The 23,199-nt window shown below is 39.8% G+C and carries 28 protein-coding genes; 10 read left to right on the top strand and 18 right to left on the bottom strand.

Translation table 11 applies throughout. The annotated features are described in order from the left end of the window. Nucleotides 1–13 precede the first annotated feature (13 nt). The gene (rpsP, locus tag ACTG7L_RS07995) at nt 14–262 is read right to left on the bottom strand and encodes a 30S ribosomal protein S16 (RefSeq protein ID WP_439239524.1); all 249 of its coding nucleotides are present in this window, start codon (nt 260–262) and stop codon (nt 14–16) included. Between the two features lie 245 nt (nt 263–507). Here rpsP and ACTG7L_RS07990 point away from each other — a divergent pair, with 245 nt between their 5' ends. Next, a complete protein-coding gene (locus ACTG7L_RS07990) occupies nt 508–1,536 on the top strand; it encodes a glycosyltransferase family 9 protein (RefSeq protein ID WP_439328114.1) in 1,029 nt (342 codons plus the stop codon). Between the two features lie 54 nt (nt 1,537–1,590). On the opposite strand, the gene ACTG7L_RS07985 is transcribed toward ACTG7L_RS07990, so the two are convergent. From ACTG7L_RS07985 to pyrG, 7 genes are all read right to left on the bottom strand, one after another. Next, nucleotides 1,591–1,929: a carboxymuconolactone decarboxylase family protein gene (locus ACTG7L_RS07985; RefSeq protein WP_439242780.1), complete on the bottom strand. Its 339-nt coding sequence runs from the start codon at nt 1,927–1,929 to the stop codon at nt 1,591–1,593. A 22-nt stretch (nt 1,930–1,951) separates the two neighbouring features. Then, nucleotides 1,952–3,322 (bottom strand): glutathione-disulfide reductase, encoded by a 1,371-nt coding sequence (gorA, locus tag ACTG7L_RS07980; protein WP_439328113.1) that lies wholly within the window; start codon nt 3,320–3,322, stop codon nt 1,952–1,954. A 127-nt stretch (nt 3,323–3,449) separates the two neighbouring features. Then, nucleotides 3,450–3,857 carry a DUF2251 domain-containing protein gene (locus ACTG7L_RS07975; protein WP_439242784.1) on the bottom strand — a complete coding sequence of 136 codons (408 nt, stop codon included), beginning with the start codon at nt 3,855–3,857 and terminating at the stop codon, nt 3,450–3,452. Nucleotides 3,858–3,866: 9 nt separating this feature from the next. Beyond that, a complete protein-coding gene (locus tag ACTG7L_RS07970) occupies nt 3,867–4,505 on the bottom strand; it encodes an NUDIX hydrolase N-terminal domain-containing protein (RefSeq protein WP_439328112.1) in 639 nt (212 codons plus the stop codon). A 93-nt stretch (nt 4,506–4,598) separates the two neighbouring features. Next, nucleotides 4,599–5,654 (bottom strand): acyltransferase family protein, encoded by a 1,056-nt coding sequence (locus tag ACTG7L_RS07965; RefSeq protein ID WP_439328111.1) that lies wholly within the window; start codon nt 5,652–5,654, stop codon nt 4,599–4,601. 102 nt (nt 5,655–5,756) lie between these two features. Beyond that, nucleotides 5,757–7,058 (bottom strand): phosphopyruvate hydratase, encoded by a 1,302-nt coding sequence (gene eno / locus ACTG7L_RS07960; protein ID WP_439328110.1) that lies wholly within the window; start codon nt 7,056–7,058, stop codon nt 5,757–5,759. A 129-nt stretch (nt 7,059–7,187) separates the two neighbouring features. Continuing rightward, entirely contained in the window at nt 7,188–8,816 is a 1,629-nt protein-coding gene (gene pyrG / locus ACTG7L_RS07955; RefSeq protein ID WP_439256954.1) for a glutamine hydrolyzing CTP synthase, read from the bottom strand. A 178-nt stretch (nt 8,817–8,994) separates the two neighbouring features. Here pyrG and ACTG7L_RS07950 point away from each other — a divergent pair, with 178 nt between their 5' ends. Both ACTG7L_RS07950 and ACTG7L_RS07945 read left to right on the top strand, forming a co-directional pair. Next, nucleotides 8,995–9,456: a tetratricopeptide repeat protein gene (locus tag ACTG7L_RS07950; protein WP_439328109.1), complete on the top strand. Its 462-nt coding sequence runs from the start codon at nt 8,995–8,997 to the stop codon at nt 9,454–9,456. A gap of 8 nt (nt 9,457–9,464) precedes the next feature. Then, nucleotides 9,465–10,688 (top strand): prolyl oligopeptidase family serine peptidase, encoded by a 1,224-nt coding sequence (locus tag ACTG7L_RS07945; protein WP_439328108.1) that lies wholly within the window; start codon nt 9,465–9,467, stop codon nt 10,686–10,688. Nucleotides 10,689–10,727: 39 nt separating this feature from the next. On the opposite strand, the gene ACTG7L_RS07940 is transcribed toward ACTG7L_RS07945, so the two are convergent. The 4 genes from ACTG7L_RS07940 to ACTG7L_RS07925 all read right to left on the bottom strand — a co-directional run bounded on the left by ACTG7L_RS07940 (nt 10,728) and on the right by ACTG7L_RS07925 (nt 13,668). Further along, complete coding sequence (locus ACTG7L_RS07940) at nt 10,728–11,306, bottom strand: hypothetical protein (protein WP_439256951.1); 579 nt, start codon at nt 11,304–11,306, stop codon at nt 10,728–10,730. Nucleotides 11,307–11,331: 25 nt separating this feature from the next. Beyond that, nucleotides 11,332–11,808: a tetratricopeptide repeat protein gene (locus ACTG7L_RS07935; RefSeq protein WP_439256950.1), complete on the bottom strand. Its 477-nt coding sequence runs from the start codon at nt 11,806–11,808 to the stop codon at nt 11,332–11,334. Between the two features lie 159 nt (nt 11,809–11,967). Beyond that, a complete protein-coding gene (ygfZ, locus tag ACTG7L_RS07930) occupies nt 11,968–12,795 on the bottom strand; it encodes a CAF17-like 4Fe-4S cluster assembly/insertion protein YgfZ (RefSeq protein WP_439328107.1) in 828 nt (275 codons plus the stop codon). Nucleotides 12,796–12,804: 9 nt separating this feature from the next. Further along, nucleotides 12,805–13,668 (bottom strand): YicC/YloC family endoribonuclease, encoded by an 864-nt coding sequence (locus tag ACTG7L_RS07925; protein WP_439328106.1) that lies wholly within the window; start codon nt 13,666–13,668, stop codon nt 12,805–12,807. A 110-nt stretch (nt 13,669–13,778) separates the two neighbouring features. On the opposite strand from ACTG7L_RS07925, the gene rph reads away from it, so the two are divergent. After that, on the top strand, nt 13,779–14,495 hold the full coding sequence (gene rph / locus ACTG7L_RS07920; protein ID WP_439328105.1) for a ribonuclease PH: 717 nt from the start codon (nt 13,779–13,781) through the stop codon (nt 14,493–14,495). Between the two features lie 127 nt (nt 14,496–14,622). Then, a complete protein-coding gene (pyrE, locus tag ACTG7L_RS07915) occupies nt 14,623–15,264 on the top strand; it encodes an orotate phosphoribosyltransferase (RefSeq protein WP_439328104.1) in 642 nt (213 codons plus the stop codon). A gap of 65 nt (nt 15,265–15,329) precedes the next feature. Here the strand turns inward: pyrE and ACTG7L_RS07910 are convergent, their stop codons facing one another. From ACTG7L_RS07910 to radC, 6 genes are all read right to left on the bottom strand, one after another. Next, nucleotides 15,330–16,844, bottom strand: a complete 1,515-nt coding sequence (locus ACTG7L_RS07910) for a phosphoethanolamine transferase (protein ID WP_439328103.1) — start codon at nt 16,842–16,844, stop codon at nt 15,330–15,332. Nucleotides 16,845–16,988: 144 nt separating this feature from the next. Next, nucleotides 16,989–17,306 (bottom strand): met regulon transcriptional regulator MetJ, encoded by a 318-nt coding sequence (gene metJ / locus ACTG7L_RS07905; RefSeq protein WP_439242806.1) that lies wholly within the window; start codon nt 17,304–17,306, stop codon nt 16,989–16,991. A gap of 66 nt (nt 17,307–17,372) precedes the next feature. Continuing rightward, a complete protein-coding gene (gene mutM, locus ACTG7L_RS07900; RefSeq protein ID WP_439328102.1) occupies nt 17,373–18,185 on the bottom strand; it encodes a bifunctional DNA-formamidopyrimidine glycosylase/DNA-(apurinic or apyrimidinic site) lyase in 813 nt (270 codons plus the stop codon). Nucleotides 18,186–18,364: 179 nt separating this feature from the next. Next, a complete protein-coding gene (gene rpmG / locus ACTG7L_RS07895) occupies nt 18,365–18,535 on the bottom strand; it encodes a 50S ribosomal protein L33 (RefSeq protein WP_077464092.1) in 171 nt (56 codons plus the stop codon). An 11-nt stretch (nt 18,536–18,546) separates the two neighbouring features. Next, on the bottom strand, nt 18,547–18,783 hold the full coding sequence (gene rpmB / locus ACTG7L_RS07890; RefSeq protein WP_005599762.1) for a 50S ribosomal protein L28: 237 nt from the start codon (nt 18,781–18,783) through the stop codon (nt 18,547–18,549). 214 nt (nt 18,784–18,997) lie between these two features. Beyond that, on the bottom strand, nt 18,998–19,660 hold the full coding sequence (gene radC, locus ACTG7L_RS07885) for a RadC family protein (protein WP_439242810.1): 663 nt from the start codon (nt 19,658–19,660) through the stop codon (nt 18,998–19,000). A gap of 165 nt (nt 19,661–19,825) precedes the next feature. Here radC and coaBC point away from each other — a divergent pair, with 165 nt between their 5' ends. The 5 genes from coaBC (at nt 19,826) to crp (ending at nt 23,111) form a co-directional block, all read left to right on the top strand. After that, nucleotides 19,826–21,028, top strand: a complete 1,203-nt coding sequence (gene coaBC, locus ACTG7L_RS07880) for a bifunctional phosphopantothenoylcysteine decarboxylase/phosphopantothenate--cysteine ligase CoaBC (RefSeq protein WP_439328101.1) — start codon at nt 19,826–19,828, stop codon at nt 21,026–21,028. After that, nucleotides 21,018–21,482 carry a dUTP diphosphatase gene (dut, locus tag ACTG7L_RS07875; RefSeq protein WP_439328100.1) on the top strand — a complete coding sequence of 155 codons (465 nt, stop codon included), beginning with the start codon at nt 21,018–21,020 and terminating at the stop codon, nt 21,480–21,482. Before coaBC ends, dut begins: the two co-directional genes overlap by 11 nt. Then, complete coding sequence (gene slmA / locus ACTG7L_RS07870; protein ID WP_439242865.1) at nt 21,479–22,135, top strand: nucleoid occlusion factor SlmA; 657 nt, start codon at nt 21,479–21,481, stop codon at nt 22,133–22,135. Before dut ends, slmA begins: the two co-directional genes overlap by 4 nt. Before the next feature lie 9 nt (nt 22,136–22,144). Beyond that, a complete protein-coding gene (locus ACTG7L_RS07865; protein ID WP_439242815.1) occupies nt 22,145–22,363 on the top strand; it encodes a YheU family protein in 219 nt (72 codons plus the stop codon). A 70-nt stretch (nt 22,364–22,433) separates the two neighbouring features. After that, nucleotides 22,434–23,111, top strand: coding sequence for a cAMP-activated global transcriptional regulator CRP (gene crp, locus ACTG7L_RS07860; RefSeq protein WP_439328099.1), 678 nt, complete (start codon nt 22,434–22,436; stop codon nt 23,109–23,111). Nucleotides 23,112–23,199: the final 88 nt, after the last annotated feature.

Raw genomic sequence — 23,199 nt, 5'->3', positions numbered from 1 at the left:
TCAAATCGTTTAATTACGCTGCTTTTTGTGCTTCTTTTACTAAAGAAGAAACACGATCAGACAGGCTTGCACCTTTTTCTAACCACGCATTAACACGGTCTAAATCTAAACGTAAACGTTCAGCGTTACCAGTTGCTAATGGGTTGAAAAAGCCTACACGCTCAATAAAACGACCGTCACGTGGTGAACGGCTGTCAGCGACAACGATTTGATAAAATGGGCGTTTTTTAGCTCCGCCACGAGATAAACGAATGGTTACCATAACCTTCCTCTAATGTTTAATAATAAAAGAAATTCCGTATCGAAGGCACGGAATACTTACTTTTTTCTCTGTATATATAGACAAAAAGCCCAAGGATTATACATTTTTTTAGCAAAAAAGCAAGGAAAAATACAGAGACGGTAGTCCCCCGTACTTGCATACGGGGTTAAGCACATTACGCCACGCTGTGGCTTGCTGCTTTATTTAGGGTTATAATGACCCAAACAATTTTTTAGGAAAGCCTTATGCAAAATTTACTTGTCATTCGTAATGATAAAATTGGTGATTTTATGCTGATTTTCCCTGCGTTAGCGTTAATCAAACAATCTGATCCTCGTATCAAAATTACCGCTTTAGTCCCACATTACACCGCTCCGTTAGCGGAACTTTGTCCTTATATTGATGACGTTATCATTGACAGTCAAAATAAAAAAAACGCTGCCGATTTTCACCGCACTTTGAATCAAATTAAGGCTGCCAAATTTAATGCGGTGATTAGTTTTGTATCAGACTGGTATAACGCCAAACTCACTTGGCAATCTTGCATTAAATATCGCCTTGCGCCCGCCACCAAGTTATTTCAATTTTTGTATAATCATCGCCTTACCCAACGTCGTTCCCGTTCGGAAAAGGCCGAGTTTGAATATAATTTGGATTTGGCTCGCCAATTTTTGGTCGATCATCACCTTTCCCCAATCGAGCCTCAACGGCCTTATTTAACCTTAGATCAAACTGCGGTGCAAAATCAGCGACTTTTATTAAGCAGACAATTCAATCTCGACCTCAATAAAAAATGGCTATTTGTGCATAGTGGCACGGGGGGATCGGCAAACAGTTTATCGTTGAATCAGTATGAGGCGTTAATCAAGGGCATTTTAGCCGAGTTTGATTGCCATATTGTGTTAACCGCAGGCCCAAATGAAAGTGAAAAAGCGCACCAGCTGGCCCGCATGGTCAATGATGATCATGTGGTTATTTATGATAAAAATAATGGTCTAGAAGATTTCACTTATTCTTTAGCTTGTGCCGATTTATTTATAGCGGGTTCCACGGGGCCGTTGCATATTTGTGGGGCGTTGAATATTCCAACCGTTGGATTTTATCCAAGCCGTTTATCCGCCATTCCACGCCGTTGGCGACCGATTAATCAAGCAGAACGCCATATTGCTTTTTGTCCACCGTTTAGAAAAGAGGTAGAAAAGAATTTGACGGTGATTCCGATTTCGGATTGTTTACGAGAGATTATTCCGTTTATTCAAACGCAATGGCAATAAAAAACAAATGCACCTTAACATAAAATCAAGGTGCATTTTTTATTTTTTTTGGCGCTATTTCTGCTCGTTAAAGGCCTCTAAAGCACGTAACGAATAGGTATAAGCCGCACCGGCATTTAAGGCAATGGCCATGGCTAACGCTGCAGAAACTTCTTCTTCCGTTGCTCCTGCTTTTACAGCATCAGCCGCATGCACTGAAATACAGCTTTCACAACGCGTGGTCACCGCAACTGCTAAGGCGATTAACTCTCTGGTTTTCGCATCTAATACATTACCCTCCGCCGCTGCTGCACCTAATGCCGCATAGGCTTGTAACATTTTCGGTTGTTTTTTACCTAATTCACCAAAAGATTTTTTCACATGGGAAGTATGGGCTTTCCAATCTGTAAACATAATAAATTCCTTCTTATATCAATTAACGCATGGTGACAAATTCTTCGGAACCTGTCGGATGAATGGCGACGGTGTTATCAAAGTCTGCTTTGGTTGCACCCATTTTAATGGCGACTGCAAAACCTTGAATCATTTCATCGACACCAAAACCAATACCGTGTAAACCCACCACTTTTTCATCTTTGCCCACACAGACTAATTTCATGCGGCAAGGTTGACGATGTTGGGTGACAGCAGTGTACATTGCGGTGAAAGATGATTTATAAACTTTCACATTTTCTTCGCCGTATTGAGCGATAGCTTGTGGCTCGGTTAAGCCAATGGTGCCGATAGGCGGATGGCTGAATACCACCGTTGGCACTAAATTATAATCTAAATGCTCGTTCGGTTTGTTGTTGAATAAACGTTCGGACAAACGGCGACCTGCCGCTACGGCCACTGGGGTTAATTCGATACCGCCCTCAATAATATCACCGACAGCATAGATGTTAGGTACATTGGTATTTTGGAATTTATCCACTTTGATAAACCCACGTTCATTGGTGGCAACACCAGTGGCTTGAAGATTAATCACATCTGTGGCAGGCTCACGACCGATTGCCCACACTAGACTTTCTACCGTGGTTTCACGTCCGTCTTTAAGTTTTAAAGTTAATGTCCCATCCGCATTTTTCACTACTTCTTCTGGAGTGGCTTGGGTATGTAATTGAATACCGTCTTGTGCTAATACTTCTAATAAGGTATCCACGATTAAGGGATCTTGATTACGCAACGGTGCATGTTGACGCACAAATAAATGGCTTTCGACACCAAAGCTGTTAAAGACGCCAGCCAACTCAACGGCAATATAACCCGCTCCCACAATGGCAACAGATTTTGGTAATTCGTTCAATGCAAAGACGCCGTCAGACGTTATGCCGTATTCCGCCCCTTTCACTTTAGGAATACTCGGACGACCGCCGGTGGCAATTAAAATATGATCCGCCGTCACTTGTTCTGTTGAACCGTCAGCATAGCTCACTTCAATGGTGTTTGCGTCAACAAATTTCGCAAAACCGTTTAACACATCCACATTATTTTTACCTAATACATTGCCATAAGATGTGTGAATACGTCCAATATAGGCTTGACGGCTTTCCACTAATTTTGAAAAATCGAATTTATTGACGCTGACATCAAAGCCATAATCTGGGGCATAATGATTAATCGCCTCGGCCACTTGTGCACCATAGAACATGACTTTCTTCGGCACACAACCCACATTCACGCAAGTACCGCCTAAGTGTTTTGCCTCAATAATGGCACATTTTTTACCATAACTGGCTGCACGGTTAATGGATGCAATACCGCCACTACCGCCACCGATAGCTAAATAATCATAATGTTTTGTCATAAGTGCTTTCCTTTCATTTTCTAAGGGGGAATAATCGGGTCATTCTGGCTAAAAATCGCTTAATAAGCAACCTGATTACATAAATTATTCTAATCGGTTTTATCAATATATAACGCTCAAATTGGAATTAAACCTTTAACCATTCTGCCACTAATTTATCCGTAATTTCTTCATGCGACCACATACTGGTGATTTCAGGCATCGGGAATTTGCTGTGATTGTAACCGACTAATCGGGTGTAATCAAAGCTCGCATGGGGATAACCATTCACGAGTAAAAAGGCTTGATTGCCATCTTCCGACCAACAAATTTGAAATTGGCGAGCCTCGTGCCGTCCCTCAATGCTATCCACGCCGTAAACATATAAACTATCTACAATCGGTTGCTCTTTGTTGGTTAAATCCATGGCATAAAAATAACCGGTTTCACCGTCATCTTCAAACATTACCACCAAATGATCATGCACCGTGGAATGGGCTCCAAAATGTTTTTTCTGACCAATCAGGTGTTTATCTTCTAATACTAAATGTAACATTTTTATTCCTTAATCAAATTGTGTTATCCAATGTGGACTATGATATGCTTGAAAACATAATTGCATTTGTGCTTTGGTATTTTTTTCATCATTTACATTAAGATGTTCAAGTTCTTCTAAACTAAAGTAGCCAGACTGAATGGTTTCGCTATTCGGCTGAAATTCTCCCCCCAACAAATCACACATCACAAAGGTTTTTAAGACTCGGTGAGCAAAAGGGGGATTGTTGCGTTTGTGTTGTTCGTGAATTGCAATAATAAGACGAGGCTCAACCGTTAGTCCTGCTTCTTCTTTGACTTCTTTTATGGTATTGCGATAAATGGTTTGTTGCACATCCACCCAACCACCGGGTAAATTCCAAAGGTGATCATTTTCTTGTACTAATAGGATTTTATCATCTTTGAAAATGGCTGCTCGTGTATCTATTTTTGGCGTTTGATAGCCTTCTTCTTGGCAGAATAATTTTTTGATCTTGTCAGTGGGGATCTGGGTTTTATGGCTTAACATTTCGGCTGAAATATCACGTAAGCGTTGATAGCGTTCAATATCAAAAATATTTTTAGAATAGGCCAACCCATTTTGTGCAATACTTTGAATTTCGATAGCCCAAGAAAGCCATGGTTCGGTGAGTTGAATATTTGTTGTCATGTCTAATCAAAAAATTATAGAGGTATTACTTCATTGACTAATATAACATAATGTTGTTAATGCCGCTATGTAATTCTACCGGAGTTAAAATGGTTATAGTAAATTTATGGAATTAATTTTAGTATATTTCCTAATATATTTTAGGAGGGTGATTGAAAGTATATAACATACAACTAGAGTAAATAGACTTACAAGCCAAGATTTACTATGACTGTTATCTATATTGCCGAATGAAAGAGATACAAAATAAATGATTTTGAACGGGGGATAGTGTAACACCATTATAGTAAAACTATGTTTACCTATACTTGATAGTAGGCTAAGATTATTAGGTAAAACGGTACAAAATAGGATAACGGATAATGAACCAAGGATGCCTGTCATAAAAAATATATACGGCGAGTGGCCTAATCCCATTAAATGGAGGTTTACGCTATTTTTGGTGTAGTTATTTATACCAAATGTGATGAAAGCTAACATAATTGCAAGAACTAATTTATTAAGATTCTTTGTTTTTGATAATATGATAGGATAACTTATATATCCTAATGAAATAAAAAATAATGCTGGGATAATTCTATATGCTGATATATATAGATATTTGAAAAATAAGATATTAGTTTGCATCTTAATATTGTAAAGAAAAATAGTTGTTAATATTGTTATTAAGATAAAATAAACAAAGAATGTTTCATTTTTAGTTTTCTTATATTCTTTGAATCTTAGGAGTAGGAGAAAGATAATTTCAGAAATAGCCAATGTGAAAAGAAACCATAATGGTGCTATGCCTCTTCCAGTAATAGTTGCAATACTTCTTTCTGTAATGATTTCCTCCCAATTATTAGGTGTATAATAAACAAGTAACAGAATATAAATTATGCTCCAAGATAGATAGGGGATTAGATAAGTGTATATTATTTTTCTTATTTTAGTGGTTTTATTTAGTATATTGTTTTTATGTTCAAGGATAATTCCGCTTAATATAAAAAATAATGGCATATGAAATGAATATATATTTTGGACTAGTATTTTTCCTAGATAAGTTGAGTCTTTAATGATAGGAATGGAATGCCCAAGAATAACTAAGAAAATACCTATTGCCTTTATATAATCTAGTGTTTCAATCCTTGTTGATTGATTGATTGTCATATAATATTATTGGAATAAATTTAATTTATATAGAAAAACACCGCACTTATGTAAGTGCGGTGGGAATACATTAGATAAGTTTTTAATCTAATTCAACTCAGATTACGCTTGACCTTTCACCGCTTTTAAGCCTAAGAACGGAGCTTTGTCGCCTAATGCTTCTTCAATACGGATTAATTGGTTGTATTTCGCAATACGGTCTGAACGGCTCATAGAACCTGTTTTAATTTGACCTGCTGCAGTACCTACTGCTAAATCTGCAATCGTTGCATCTTCAGTTTCGCCTGAACGGTGAGAGATAACTGCGGTGTAACCTGCATCTTTTGCCATTTTAATCGCCGCCAAGGTTTCAGTTAATGAACCGATTTGGTTGAATTTGATTAAGATAGAGTTTGCGATACCTTTTTCGATACCTTCTTTTAAGATTTTGGTGTTGGTTACGAACAAGTCATCACCCACTAATTGAACACGGTCGCCCAATACTTTAGTTTGGTAGGCGAAACCTTCCCAGTCAGATTCATCTTGACCATCTTCGATAGATACGATTGGGTATTCTTTAGTTAAGTTTTCAAGATAGTGTGTAAATTCTTGAGAAGTAAAGGTTTTACCCTCACCTTTCATTTCGTATAAACCATTGTCTTTGTTGTAGAACTCAGAAGACGCACAGTCCATAGCTAAAGTGACATCTTTACCTAACACATAACCGGCTTTTTCAACGGCTTCTTTGATACAAGCCAATGCAGCAGCGTTAGATTCTAAGTTAGGTGCAAAACCACCCTCGTCACCCACTGCGGTGCTTAAACCTTTGCCTTTTAATACTTTCGCAAGGTTGTGGAACACTTCGGCACCGATACGTAACGCTTCACGTAAGGTTTTAGCACCCACTGGTTGAATCATAAATTCTTGGATATCAACGTTGTTATCAGCGTGTTCACCACCGTTGATGATGTTCATCATTGGTAATGGCATAGAGTATTGACCTGGAGTGCCGTTTAATTCAGCAATGTGAGCGTAAAGTGGTAAACCTTTCGCTGCGGCTGCCGCTTTAGCATTGGCTAAAGATACCGCTAAAATAGCGTTTGCACCGAATTTTGATTTGTTTTCTGTGCCATCTAAGTCGATCATGATTTGGTCGATTTCAGCTTGGTTTAACGCATCTTTACCCACAACCGCTTTGGCGATTTCGTTGTTTACTGCAGAAACGGCTTTTAATACACCTTTACCTAAGAAACGTGCTTTATCACCATCACGTAATTCTAATGCCTCACGAGAACCTGTTGATGCACCTGATGGGGCTGCTGCTAAACCAACATAACCGCCTTCTAAATGCACTTCTGCTTCAACGGTTGGGTTACCACGTGAGTCAATGATTTCACGGCCGATGACTTTAACGATTTTTGCCATTTTTTGTTTTCCTTCTATTTAAGTTAATCTAAAATTCGTGTTTTAAAACTATCCCGATATGGTATAGATCTTTGTGCCTTTTGTCTTGTAAAAAATCACCATATTTTGATCTAACATCGGGTTTTGCTCTTATTTGCCCTGATTTTCTTTCGCTGCTTTGACAAATCCAGCAAATAATGGGTGTCCGTCCCTTGGTGTTGACGTAAATTCAGGGTGGAATTGACAAGCCACAAACCAAGGGTGATTTGGTACTTCAATAATTTCCACTAATTTTTTATCCGCACTTAATCCAGTGACTTTTAAGCCGGCTTGCTCAATTTGTGGCAACAAGGTATTGTTCACTTCATAACGGTGACGGTGACGTTCTTCAATGGTTTCTTTACCATACAGTTCACGTGCTTTCGAGCCATCCACGAGATGACATTGTTGTGCACCCAAACGCATGGTGCCACCTAAATCGGATTTATCGGTGCGAGTTTCCACTTGGCCTGTGGCATCTTGCCATTCGGTGATTAAACCGACCACAGGTTGTGGGCAGGCTTTATCAAATTCAGACGAGTTTGCTTGCGTTAACCCTGCCACATGACGAGCGTATTCAATCAAGGCCACTTGCATACCTAAGCAAATGCCTAAGTAAGGAATATTATTTTCTCGAGCATATTGTGCGGTGAGAATTTTGCCCTCAACCCCACGATAACCAAAGCCACCTGGCACTAAAATACCGTCCACGCCTTTTAAAATCTCAACGCCTTTGGTTTCCACATCTTGCGAGTCGATATATTTAATATGCACCGTTAAGCGATTGGTTAAGCCGGCATGTTTTAAGGCCTCGTTCACTGATTTATAGGCATCAGGCAATTCGACATATTTGCCGACCATACCGATAGTCACTTCGCCGGTTGGATTGGCTTGACGATATAACACTTGCTCCCATTCGGAAAGATCCGCCGGTTTGCAATCTAAATGGAAACGTTGGCACACAAAATTATCTAGCCCTTGTGATTGCAATAAGGCTGGAATTTGATAGATAGAATCCACATCTTTTAGGGAAATCACCGCTTTTTCTGGCACATTACAGAACAAGGCAATTTTCGCTCGCTCATTACTTGGTACCATGCGGTCTGAACGGCAAATTAACACATCAGGCTGAATCCCGATAGACAATAATTCTTTCACCGAATGTTGGGTCGGTTTGGTTTTCACTTCGCCGGCAGTTGGAATGTAAGGCACTAGGGTTAAGTGCATAAACATGGTGCGTTCACGCCCCACTTGTGCCGCAAGCTGACGTAAAGATTCCAAGAATGGCAGCGATTCAATATCCCCCACGGTGCCGCCCACTTCAATAATCGCCACATCATGACCTGCTGCACCGTCAATCACACGTGCTTTGATTTCATTGGTAATATGTGGAATCACCTGAATTGTCGCACCCAAATAATCACCACGACGCTCTTTGCGTAATACTTCGGAATAAATTTTACCGGTGGTGAAATTGTTGCGTTTGGTCATTTTGGTACGAATAAAACGTTCGTAGTGACCTAAATCTAAATCGGTTTCTGCACCGTCTTGGGTCACAAACACTTCGCCATGTTGGGTTGGCGACATGGTACCGGGGTCAACATTAATATAAGGATCAAGTTTCATAATGGTGACATTTAAGCCACGAGCTTCTAAAAGGGCAGCCAAGGACGCTGCTGCAATGCCTTTACCTAACGATGAAACCACACCGCCTGTTACGAAAATATAATTGGTTGTCATAAGTGAGATCTTGTTTTGATAGTGAAAAATAAATGCGATACGCTGTATCAGGACGGAAAAACATTGTACAAGAAAGTGCGGTGTAATTCAATTCAAGATCGTGAAATAATCATAGAACTTTTGATTAAATTAAACGTCTTAGTTAAATCCATAATTTAACTTTTGAGTCAATCTTACAATGAAAAAATACAGTTATCTGATTTTACCCTTTTTACTGGCAGCTTGTAGCAGTGCCACATCTACAACAAATCAGCACACACCCGAGCAACAACAAGCTCGTGCGATTATGTTACAAGGCGTAGAACTCTACAAACAACAATCTTACACCCAAGCCATGCCTTTATTACAACAAGCCACGGAACAAGGCGATATGAAAGCCTCCCGCTATATCGGCTTGATGTATCTCAATGGCGAGGGCGTCACCAAATCGCCAAGTAAAGCCTTTGCTGCCTTTACCACCGCCGCCAATCGTGGTGATATTACTTCTCAATATTGGCTCGGTTATCTGTATGAAAACGGCATTGGCGTCGAAAAAGATCTTACTACTGCCGTACAATGGTATAAAAAATCCGCCGCTCGTGGCGATCATGTTTCGCAACCGGCAATGGATGCGTTAAAACGTTTAAATTTAACCAAATAGGAAAGCAAATGAAAAAATTAATCTTAACTGGCCTTACTTGTGCCATGGCAAGCACCGCTTATGCCCAAATTGAAAGCGTAACAGCCGTCACAACACCCAATGGTTTAGGTCAACGAGTCACCCAAGCCGTGGTGAATTATCCAGAAAACACCTGCCTAACTGCGGTGCAAAAAACGGATTTTTCTGTTGAAAACCGAACCATTACTGGCGTAACGTTAAATGACGCCAAATGTGTCAATCAGCTTGTATTAGAGCTGGATCCACAAGATACCGATGCGGCCACGACGGAAAAATTAGGCAATGATCGCTCCGCCCCTTACACCGAACGTCACATCAGCTTAACCGTGAAACAAGTCAATTCATTAACCAGTCAATCTGGTCAAGTAAAACCGAGCGAATTCACCAGTAGCAAAGTGATTAATCAAGTGGTGGACGATTTCCAACAAGCGGAATTTAAAGATGAAAGCGGTGTGGTGGTGAAATATAATTTATTTGTACCGAAAAATTATGATCCGAACAAATCCTATCCGTTGGTCATGTTTATTCATGATGCCGGTTCAACTAACAGCAATGTGAAACATACTTTATTACAAGGCAATGGTGCCACTTCTTTTGCTGGTCCAGAATGGCAAGCAAAACATCCTGCTTTTGTGTTAGCACCGCAATTTGATCACGCCATTGTGAATGATAAATCAGAAGATCCTGCCGATCTTGAACCAACGATTAATTTAATTAAATCCTTGGTAAAACAATACAATATCGACCCAAACCGCCTTTACACCACAGGGCAATCTGGTGGTGCCATGATGTCTATTGCCATGAACATCAAACACCCTGATTTCTTTGCAGCGAGTTATATTGTGGCAGGGCAGTGGGAACCGAGTGTTACCGCACCTATGGCGAAAAATAATATTTTTGTGTTAGTGTCAGAAAATGATGCCAAAGCCTTTCCAACGGAAAATGAAATCATGAAAGTGTTGGCAGAAAATGGGGCAACGGTGAAAGAAAGCCACGGTTGGAATGCACAAGCCCCCGTGACGGAATTAAATGAAAAAGTAAATGCGTTGCTTGCCCAAGGTGGCAATATTCATTACGCCAGTTTCACTGGTGGCACCTTGCCAATGGAGCAAAACTCACAAAGCAAAGGGGCAGCTCATATGGGAACGTGGCAAGTGGCGTATAATATTGATGCTATTAAGGAATGGTTGTTTAGTCAGCGTAAAGCAAAATAGGAAAAAAGTGCGGTGAAAAACACCGCACTTTTTTTAGAATTAATGAGATATTTTTTCAGTATTCTCAGTATTCTCAGTATTCTCAGTATTCTCAGTATTCTCAGTATTCTCAGTATTTTTTGTATTCTCTGTTTTATTTTTATCTTTTTGTAATTCAAAAAAGATAAACCCAGGAATAAAAATATAGGCTAAAGTCGATACCAATATCGTTTCCATTCTGACGAAATCTAAATTACTAATAATCATTGAAATGGCACATTGTATCATAGCTAAAATAATGTTAATTTTGTACCAATCAGCATACTTTTGTCGGCTTTTCATATAAACATGAAAAATCAAAATGACATTTGCCATCAATATTAGCAATAAACATGCTGACAAGCATACCAATACGCTATTTGTGGGACAAAATTCTTCTATATAAGTAATGATACATAGCTGTATGACAGTAAATAGGAAAATAAGCACAACAGGAATAATCACCCTATATTTCTCATTTTTCTCTATTTCTGGATTATTATTAATTTCTTTCTTTTTAACCCGGTTGGAAAAAGGGGGGACCTCAGCGTACCAACAAACACCCAAGAATATTACTATAAACTCCAAGATAGTTAACATAAAAACTCCTTATATAGTTTATTAATTAGAATTTTTCCTTTAAGATCTGGCAAGAGACATCGTTTCCACCTTGGCAAGCTTTTGTAAGCCATTCTTTTGCTTTGGTTGTATTTTGTTTTACTCCTTTACCTGAATAGTACATTGATGCTAGACTAAATGCAGCATTAATATTCCCCTGATTGGCAGATTTAATAAACCATTCACTCGCTTTAACATTATCTAGCTTTACTCCACGCCCCGTAAAATAAAGGCCTCCTAATCGGTATTGGGCAATATTCTCTCCTTTCTTTGCTGATTTGAGATACCATTCTTTTGCTTTCACATAGTCTTGTTTTACTCCATTTCCTTCTTCGTAAGCCTTACCAACCGCAGTTTGACAGAGCAAATTACCCTCTTTAGCACAATCAATGACATCAGAATAAGATGCGGATTCTGCATAACTTGGATGAATAACCCCCATTGCAAGCAGGCCAGAAATGATAACTTTAGATTTATTTAACATAGGATTTTCCTTTTTTATGATTGAATAAAAAGAATACTACCATTGTTTTTTTTTTGCACAATTCGATATAATTCAATCGCTCAAATATTGAGCTTTCTCCATAACAAAAAAGCACGCAATGATATCTATTGCGTGCTTTTTTTGGGAGATAAAACGGTCTTAATTTAGTTCATAAGGCAACGCCTGTAATTGCAAACGTACTTCCGAGTTCGGCAAACGAAACACTTGTTCAGGCGTAATATCATTATTCAACACCACTTGCAACCATAAAACGCCGTCAATATTCACCGCACTTAAAATGGTGCCAGTGGCTCGCCAGCCACTTTCCAGTTGCATTTCAATTTCACCACCGATTTCAGGCGTGAAATCCGTATCGGCTTTAAAGGCAAACATAGCCCGTTTATTAGCCCCCCGATATTTGGCACGAGCAATGGTTTCTTGACCAATATAACAGCCTTTTTGGAACGAGATTGTTTGTTCCAAGGCTTGTAAATTCACCGCTTGCGGAATAAATTCCCCTTGGGTTTTGTCGGTGAGCATGGGATAGCCTTGTTGAATATCGGCGAGTTGCCATTGGGTAAAATCGGCATTAATTTGCACCGCACTTGCAGGATTAATGAACATTTTCCGGTTGGCAAAGGCGACGCTAATTTGTGCTGAAATGTCCTTATCTTCGTTAATTAAGCCGATAATCTCGGCCTTTACTATGGTAAAGGTGACTTTAGAAAATACCGCATATTTTTTTAATTGTGCAAGGCCAATTTCCACCAAAGAATGGTGCATAACAGCATAAAATTGTGTCTCTGCCACCCGAATTAAACGGAACACCGACATGATTTTCCCTTTGGGATCGCAATGTGCGGTGATGGTGCTATCACCAACGGCTAATTTGCTGACATCACAGGTAAGTTGCCCTTGTAAATATTTTTCTGCGTCTACGCCAGTAATATCCAGCAGACGATAAGGTTCAAGCAAAATAACAGCCATAACGTCCCCCTATTCCAAATTTTGAATTTGTTCACGCATTTGTTCAATTAACACTTTGAGTTCCACCGCTGACGCCGTGGTTTCCGCATTAATAGATTTAGATGCGAGCGTGTTGGATTCACGGTTCAGTTCTTGCATCATAAAATCTAATTTACGCCCGACTGCCCCGCCTTTTTTCAAAATTGAATGGGTTTCTTTGATGTGCATTTGCAAGCGATCCAACTCTTCCGCCACATCCACACGTTGTGCCAACAGGATCATTTCTTGTTCTAAACGCGTTGGGTCGGGTTGTAACTGGATTTCCTCAAAACGTTGCAATAAGCGATCTCGTTGCCATTGCAAAATCTCCGGCATTTTTGACCGCACTTTATCGGCCTCCACGCCAATGGCTTGTAAACGTTGCTCAATCACCTCTTTAAGTTTATCGCCCTCACGACCACGCATGGCAATAAAGTCTTGCAATAATTGATCAAAACCCGCTAATAAATCTTGGCTAATCACATCCACATCTTGCTCAGGCGTTTCGACCACACCGGGATAACGCAACACGTCGGTCAAATTAATTTCGCCCTCACCCGCTTGAGTTTTAATCCATTTCAAGGATTGAATCACTTGTTCCGCTAAGGCTTGATTTAAGTTTAGGCTGGTGGCCGTTTGTTTTTTGCTATCAATTCGCAAACTACATTCAATTTTGCCACGGGTGAGATTTTGGCGAAGTTTTTCACGCAAGGTGTTTTCTAAGCCCCGAAATTGTTCAGGCAAACGGAAGAAATTTTCTAAATAACGTTGGTTCACCGAGCGGATTTCCCACACAGCGTCGCCCCAGTCTTTTTTGATTTCAATTCGGGCGAAAGCGGTCATGCTGTAAATCATATTTTTATCCTTTGTGATATCTATTTACCGTCCTTATTCTAACGTTAAATTTCGTTTCTGTCATTTTGCGTGCTAAAATAACCGCACTTTTTTTGAATAAGGAATTTATTATGCGTCCAGATAACCGAGCCAATCACGCCCCACGCCCCATTAAAATGACTCGCCATTACACCAAACACGCCGAAGGATCGGTGCTGGTGGAATTTGGTGAAACCAAAGTCATTTGTACTGCCAGTGTAGATGAATCCGTCCCTCGTTTTTTAAAAGGCCAAGGCCAAGGTTGGGTGACGGCGGAATACGGCATGCTACCTCGTTCTACCCATAGCCGTATGCAACGTGAGTCTGCCAAAGGCAAGCAAAGTGGCCGTACTATGGAAATTCAGCGTTTAATTGCTCGGTCATTGCGTGCGGTGATCGATTTAACAGCATTAGGTGAGCGGACGATTACGTTAGATTGTGATGTGATTCAAGCCGACGGCGGCACACGTACCGCCTCGATTACAGGGGCTTGTGTGGCATTAATTGATGCGGTGAATGGATTGATTGCCAAGGGCGTGTTAAAAACCAATCCAATCATAGGGTTAGTCTCTGCCATTTCCGTTGGCATTGTGAACGGTGACGCCGTATGTGATTTAGAATATGTGGAAGATTCTAATGCGGAAACGGACATGAATGTGGTGATGATGGAAGATGGACGAATGATAGAAGTGCAAGGCACGGCAGAAGGTGAGCCATTTTCCCACGACGAACTGTTGACGTTGTTGGATTTAGCCAAACAAGGTTGTGAACAGATTTTTGTGGCACAAAGAGCAGCATTAGCAAATTAAATGAAAATCCCCTCTCCCTTTGGGAGAGGGCTAGGGTGAGGGTTGGGTTCAGATTAAATTTTACCCTCACCCCAACCCTCTCCCAGAGAGAGAGGGAGCTTAGATGTGAAATTTTGAGAAGAATATTATGCAAGATTACAAACAACAATTTATCCAATTTGCTTTAAGTCGCAATGTGTTACGTTTCGGTGAATTTACCTTAAAATCCGGCAGAAAAAGCCCATATTTTTTTAATGCAGGTTTATTTAATACGGGAGCCGATCTCGCCAAATTAGGTGAATTCTACGCCAAAGCCATTGTGGCAAGTGGCTTAACTTATGATGTGATTTTCGGCCCTGCGTACAAAGGCATTCCCATTGGTACAACGGTTTCGGTGGCGTTATTTAATCAATTCGGCTTAGATAAACCGGTGTGCTTTAACCGTAAAGAGGCTAAAGATCACGGCGAGGGCGGAAATCTAATCGGCTCCCCATTACAAGGCAAAGTGTTGTTGGTAGATGATGTCATTACAGCAGGAACCGCCATTCGAGAGGCCATGGATATTATTGCGGCTAACGGGGCAAGTTTAAGTGCGGTGGTGATTGCATTAAACCGTAAGGAAAAAGGCAAAGGCGAATTGTCGGCGATTCAAGAAGTAGAACGAGATTATCAATGTGATGTGTTATCGATAGTGGATTTAGATGATTTGATGATGTTTATTGAAAATGATCCAGAATATCGCCAGTATTTGCCTGCAATGCGAGCATATCGTGAACAGTTCGGGGTATAAGCGAAGAAACGCATTTGGGATAAAATGGAATGCCTAGAAAAACATTGACTTTTCTAGGCATTGGTTTATTTGATTTCTACTTGTAACGGTTTCGTAATATCAATAGCGGAAATATCATTGCCGCCTTTTAAAGGATGCAATTTTTTCATTAAAGCATCATCTCTTTTATCGGCTTTATCTGAAAATAGATCGTAATTTGGATCAAGTTTTGCATTAGAAATGCCGATCCAATTTGCAATGCCATTGGTAAAATTTAATGGCGATTTGTAGGCTTTAATGTAAGTCTGTTCCACGTCATCTGACGAAAGTTTGAATAAAGGGATTTCGTAGTGATGGGGTTCTAGGTTCGCATTACTCATTACTATTATTCCAGATTGTTCTTTTTTATGGGAAAGTCCGTGATCAGAAAAATAGATCATAGAGAATTTTCTACCTGTTTGTTTTCCATTTTCAGTGAGTTTGTTATAAATTAATTTTATAAATTCATCGGTTTTTTTAATAGACGAAATATAACAATTAAGATATCCATATTTTTTATCTATTTCATTATCATTAAATAGTTTCTTATAGTCTTTTATTCTATCACAAGCATTAACGTGTGAACCATATAGGTGTAATACTATAAAACGTTTTTGTTTTTCTGATTGGTTAAGTACTTTTTGTAATTCTGGTAATAATAGAAAATCACTTGTGTTTTTATCCGAATATTGGCCATTTTTTAGGAATTTTTGATGGTGACTTCTTTTTCCAATAGCAGAAATGGGCGTATCAAATCTACCTAATCCTCCCTGGTTTGATATCCAATAAGTGTCAATTCCTGCTGAATTAATTAGATCAATAAGATTTAAATTATAGTTTTCATCACCAGTTTTTTTATTTGAATTGGTCAAGATTCTTTTGAGTGAAGGAACAGTATTTAAGCCCGCGGGCTCAAACCCATCTACAATAACCGCTTTTGAACTGGATATAAATGGTGTATTATTAATTGGATAACCATAAACATAATGATAATCCTTTCTTGCACTTTCTCCTATAATCAGTACATAATCATCATATTTTGATTTATTGGTTAATTTTGTTTCACCCCATTCATTTTTAATACCAATATTATTTAATCTATCTAGTTCAACTTTTACTTTTTGATATTCCGTATTCGTTACTCTGAAAAAATCAAATACAGGAGTGTTAAATAACATTGTAATCGTTAAGCAGGATAAGAATAATTTATTTTTATGTAATGCAATATGGAATTTTTGGCTGATATATCTAAAGAGTAAAAGCAATATAGGAATAGCGATCGCATATAAATAGCTTTTATAAGGTATACTTAATAAGAATTCCTTGCTTTCCGAAATATCAGTAGCGAAAAGGGATGCAATATAAGCATAGGTTGGTTTGCCAAAATTTAATCCAACAGGTGTGTATAAAGCATAGATAAGAATAAAGGGTAATAGTACAAAATAAAAAATTTTTTTTGAACTATTTAAAATAATAATTAGACAGAATAATAAGATAATATTAAACAATGGCGGTTTGGGAAATAAACCAGAGCCACGTAGCACTAATTTTGAGAGTGCCAATACAATGGCAATTGAAATAAAAGCAAAGATAAATTTTCTCAGATTTTGTAAAGAAAAGCTTGACTTTAATTTACGAAATACCGATGCTGCTGTTGGCTGTTGGCTGTTGGCTGTTGGCTAGCATAATTATTTCCTTAATATAAATTAATATTCCCATTCATCCGGCTCAATCCCCAATTCACGCATAATTGCTTTGGCGTGTTCTGGGATTTCATTATTGTGATCTTTCAGTAAATCTTCGTCAGTGGGTAATGGTTGTCCAGTAAAAGCGTGTAGAAAGGCCTCGCACAATAATTCGCTGTTAGTGGCATGACGTAGGTTTTTAATTTGGCGACGAGTGCGTTCATTGGTTAAAATTTCCAATACTTTAATCGGAATAGATACCGTGATTTTTTTAACTTGCTCGCTTTTTTTACCGTGTTCTGCATAAGGGCTGATGTACTTGCCGTTCCAGTTCGCCATAATCTGTCCTATATTCCTTTAGAAATTAAGGGTATTTTAATCAAAAAGTCAGGGAATAACAATCTACTATTTTTTCTGACACTTCGGGCAGAAGAAACTATTTCGCTGCCCAATCACTAAACTGTCAATTTTTGCACCGCAGTTTGGGCAGTTTTTCCCTGCCTTGCCGTAAATTTGAAGTTCTTGAGCAAAATAACCGGGTTTGCCATCAGGTTTCAGAAAGTCTTTTAGCGTGGTACCACCTTGTTCAATGGCACGTAGTAGCTCTTTTTTAATGGTCGTCACTAGCAATTCGGCTTGTTTTTTTGTAATTGTGCTAGCTAATTTTTGCGGATGAAGTCCACATTGAAATAACACTTCGTTGGCATAAATATTGCCAACGCCGACCACAACCGCATTATCCATCAGAAAGATTTTAAGTGCGGTGGATTTTTTGCGAGATTTTTTAAACAAATAATCGGCAGTAAATTGATCGGAAAGCGGTTCAGGCCCGAGTTTCATAAAAAGATAAAACTCATCTAAATTATCCGTCCAAAGCCATGCCCCAAAACGACGTGGATCGTTATAACGCATAATTTTGCCGTTGTTTATCACCATATCCAGATGATCGTGTTTTTCTATCGGATCATTTTTTTGCACAATACGAACTGATCCTGACATACCTAAATGCCCAATAATAAAGCCTTTTTCCGTGTGAATAATTAGGTATTTAGCACGGCGTGAAAGTGCGGTGATTTTTACTTGAGAAAGTTGACCGAGTTCAGGCGAAATTGGCCAGCGTAATTTGGGTTGGCGAACAATGATTTTTTCAATAGTAAAACCAGTCAGGTAAGGAGCAATACCATTTTTAGCGGTTTCCACTTCGGGTAATTCGGGCATATTGTTTTCCTTTTACCCTCACCCTAGCCCTCTCCCAAAGGGAGAGGGGACAATTTTAGATGAACAAAAATAAAATTCTTTAAACTATTCCCTCTCCCTTTGGGAGAGGGCTAGGGTGAGGGTGTGAGGGTTATAAAAAAACCCGAACAAGTCGGGTTTTTGATTCTGTAAAAACGAAATTATTTGATTTTCGCTTCTTTATAAACAACGTGTTTACGCACCACTGGATCAAATTTTTTGATTTCCATTTTTTCAGGCATATTACGTTTGTTTTTTGTTGTTGTGTAGAAATGACCAGTTTCAGCGGTTGAAACTAATTTAATTTTCTCACGAGCACCTTTAGCTGCCATGTTTTAGCTCCTTAGATTTTCTCGCCACGAGCACGGATTTCAGCTAATACTGCATCAATGCCTTTTTTATCAATAATACGCATACCTTTCGCTGTTAAGCGTAAAGTCACGAAACGGTTTTCACTCTCAACCCAAAAACGGTGAGTGTGTAAGTTTGGTAGAAAACGACGACGAGTCGCATTCAATGCGTGCGAGCGGTTGTTACCAACGGCTGGACGCTTGCCTGTTACTTGACAGACTCTAGACATAATAAAACTCCAATAATTAAATATAAGCTCGAGCTTACGGTTCGGATACAATTTCAAGGAAAGCCTTGATAGCTACCTCGTCAGGTCGCTCGTTACCGACCCGCTTACTATATTAAAGGCTGTGAATTATACTCACATAATTCGACTTTCTCAAGGAAAAAATACATTTTCTGTAAAAAAGACGTAAGATTTTGCCCTCATGGCAGACATGATCCTATAAAATGCACTTTTCTGCAAAGGAAAAATAGCCGCCTTTGCCAATAATAAAATGATCCAACACTTGAATATCCATTAATTTGGCGGCTTGTTGAATTTCTGCGGTAATTAATCGATCGGAATGGCTCGGTTCTGCCAAACCTGATGGGTGATTATGTGCCAAAATAAGGGCCGCAGCATTGCAATATAAGGCGGTTTTAATGATTTCTCGGGGATGAATACTGGCGGATCGGACGCTACCGAAAAACATGTCTTCTTGTTTGATTAAGCGATGTTGCCCATCAAGAAAAAGGACTAAAAAAACTTCTCGTTCATATTGTTCCATTTCCGCTTGTAAATAGAGGCGAACGGTTTCAGACTCGTTGAACGTATGGGAAAATTGCATTTCCTGCAATAAATAGCGTTTGGTCATTTCGGTGCAGGCTTGCAGTTGGATAAATTGGGTAATGCCAATGCCTTTGAACGCACAAAATTGTTGTTGAGAGGCAGAAATGAGGCCTCGTAATGACCCAAAATGTTGAATCACCGCATGGGAAAGTTGTGTAACGGGGCAACCTTTGATGCCCGTGCGTAAGAAAATCGCCAGTAATTCCGCATCGCTTAAAGCGGTTGCGCCAAATTGGAGTAATTTTTCTCGAGGCATTAAAACAGCGTTTTCCATTTATCATTCCTAAGAATGGGGTTTATTTGCACCGCACTTTGCAATTATTTTGGCGAGAAAGCGAGAAATTTTGTTTAATTTTGGAATGCAGATCACAAAATACAGTTTTTTATTTGCGGAAATTGAAGTAGAATGAGCATCTAATGATGTGAAAGGGGACTAACAATGACAACATTGCAAAATAAACGTATTGTAATGGGAATAACAGGCGGTATTGCTGCTTATAAAACCATTGAATTGATTCGTTTATTGCGTAAAGTTGGGGCCGAAGTCAGAGTGGTTCTTACGCCAGCAGCCGCAGAATTTGTTACCCCGCTAACTTTGCAAGCCATTTCTGGCAATCCTGTGTCGCAATCGTTACTGGATCCGCAAGCCGAATTAGCCATGGGGCATATTGAATTAGCCAAATGGGCGGAACTAGTTGTGATTGCCCCCGCCAGTGCGGATTTTATCGCACGACTGAATGTGGGCATGGCCAATGATTTGCTTTCCACCCTTTGTCTAGCCATATCCGCCCCGATTTTATTGGCGCCCGCCATGAATCAGCGTATGTATGCGCAATCTGTCACTCAACAAAATATTCACGCTTTACGCCAACGTGGTATGCAGTTTATTGGCCCCAATGCGGGCGAACAGGCTTGTGGCGATGTAGGATATGGACGGATGTCGGAACCCCATGAAATTTTCACGGCGATTGAAAACCATTTTACTGTTTCGCAAGATTTAGTCGGGTTGAATGTGGTGATTACTGCAGGCCCAACCCAAGAGGCCATTGATCCTGTACGTTATATTAGTAACCACAGCTCAGGCAAAATGGGCTTTGCACTGGCCGAGTCCTTTGTTCAACGAGGGGCCAATGTCACGTTAATTAGTGGTCCTGTGAATCTGCCAACGCCCGCCAAGGTGAAACGCCTTGATGTGCTGTCTGCTCAACAAATGTGGCAAGTCGCCCTTGAAAGTGCGGTGAAAAATCACCTTTTTATTGCTTGCGCTGCAGTGGCGGATTATCGTGTTGCTGAGATTGCTGAACAGAAGATTAAAAAGTCTGGCGATGAAATGCAACTTCGCTTAATTAAAAATCCAGATATTGTGTCGGATGTGGGGCATTTAACCGAACATCGCCCGTTTACCGTGGGGTTTGCAGCGGAAACGCAGCAAGTTGCCCAGTATGCGCAAGATAAATTAGTGCGTAAAAAATTAGATATGATTTGTGCCAATGATGTGTCAAACGGACAAGTTTTTGGCCAAGATAACAATGCGTTAACCCTGTATTGGGCCAAGGGTTCCATCGCCTTGCCAGAAACAAGTAAAGCAAAATTAGCACAACAAGTCGTCAACAAAATCATTGAGAGATACCATGCAAAATAAGAAAAAAATTGATGTAAAAATTTTAGACAGCCGAATTGGCCAAGATTTTCCATTACCCAGCTATGCCACTTCGGGATCTGCGGGTTTAGATTTACGGGCGTTGTTAGAACAAAGCATCGAAATTCAACCGGGTGAAACCAAACTGATTCCAACAGGTTTGTCCATTTATATTGCCGATCCAAATTTAGCAGCGGTGATTTTGCCACGTTCTGGCTTAGGCCATAAACATGGGATTGTCTTGGGTAATTTAGTCGGCTTGATCGACAGCGATTATCAAGGACCGTTAATGGTTTCTATGTGGAATCGTGGTGATCAACCGTTTAAAATTGAAGTGGGTGATCGCATTGCGCAACTCGTGTTTGTACCAGTGGTGCAAGCGGAATTTAATCTTGTAGAAGACTTCATTCAAACTGACCGAGGCCAAGGTGGTTTTGGACATTCAGGTAAGCAATAATGGTAGAACAGTTGGAAATTGCCGATCTTGAACCTGTTGTGGTGGAGCAATCGGCACCCAAAATTGAAAAACGCAGCGTTAAAGAGCGGCGCCAACAAGTATTAGCGGTGTTGGCCAGCATGTTGCATTCTGAACGAGGCATGGAACGCATGACCACAGCACGACTTGCAGAGGCGGTGGGGGTGTCGGAGGCTGCATTATATCGTTATTTCCCGAGCAAAACGAAAATGTTCGAGGCATTAATTGAGAACATTGAACAGAACTTATTTATCCGTATTTCGCAATCCACTAAATTGGAAACGAACACGCTGAATCGTGTGCGTGATATTTTACAGATGATCTTAGATTTTGCGCGTAAAAATCCTGGCATGACACGCGTGTTAACTGGTCATGCACTGATGTTTGAAGATGCCCAATTACAGGCGCGTGTTGCTCAATTTTTTGACCGTCTTGAATTGCAATTTGTGAATATTTTACAAATGCGGAAATTGCGTGAGGGGCGTGTTTTTGCGGTAGATGAACGTACTATCGCAAGCTATTTAGTGACCTTTTGCGAGGGGCAATTTATGCGTTATGTACGGACCAATTTTCGCCGTAGCGTCAATCAAAGTTTTGAACAGCAATGGCAATTAATCGAGCCATTATTCGCTTAGGATATTGGCATGATTATTCCTTGGCAAGAGATTGAAGAAGACACGCTGATTAATCTCGTCGAAAGTTTTATTTTGCGAGAAGGCACTGATTACGGGATTGAAGAATTATCGCTCGCACAAAAAACAGAAAATTTACTCGATCAAATTCGACAAGAAAAAGTGGTTATTGTTTGGTCAGAGTTACATGAAACCATTGATATTAAAAATAAAAAGGATTTTCTGCGTTAGGTTTGTTTATCTCAAGGCACGGCAGGGGAGATAGCAAAGCCTAGCAGCGATTAGGACAAAGAGGTTATTTATGTCAGAACAAGTAGTACAGCAAGTTGAACCCCAACAAGAAAAGAAAATTACACATCGACTCGATCCCACGGTAGAGTGGTTCGTTTCTCATTGTCATATTCATAAATATTCGATGAAAACCACCATGATTTATGCGGGAGAAAAAGCCGAAACCTTATATTATTTGATTCGGGGATCCGCCTCAGTATCGACCAAAGACGAAGACGGCAAAGAAATGTTATTGACCTATTTAAGTTCAGGCGATTTTTTTGGTGAGGCAGGATTATTTAAAGAAGATGAAGTCCGTTCTGCTTGGATTCGCGCTAAAACCACTTGTGAAGTGGCAGAAATTTCCTATAAAAAATTCCGCCAGTTAGTGCAAGTGAATCCGGAAGTCTTGATGATTTTAGCCGGACAATTGGCCAAACGTTTGAGAACCACTTCACAACAGGTGAAAAATTTAGCGTTTTTAGATGTGACCGGCCGCATTGCACAAACCCTGTTAAATCTCGCCAAAATGCCCGAGGCCATGACCCATCCGGAGGGCATGCAGATTAAAATTACCCGCCAAGAAATCGGACAAATGGTGGGTTGTTCCCGAGAAACGGTGGGCCGTATTTTGAAAATGTTAGAAGATGAACATTTGATTACTGCACATGGTAAAACCATTGTGGTGTATGGTGAACACATACAGTGATTTAAGATAGCTTAGAAGTGCGGTGTTTTTCACCGCATTTTTTTATGGATAATCGGCTAAAATCTGATATATTAAGTCAAGTATTTTA

Source organism: Lonepinella sp. BR2357 (assembly GCF_051851525.1).
Classification (GTDB): Bacteria; Pseudomonadota; Gammaproteobacteria; order Enterobacterales; family Pasteurellaceae; genus Lonepinella.
The sequence above is the reverse complement of the archived record's forward strand: the minus strand, read 5'-3'. Positions and strand labels throughout refer to the sequence as shown.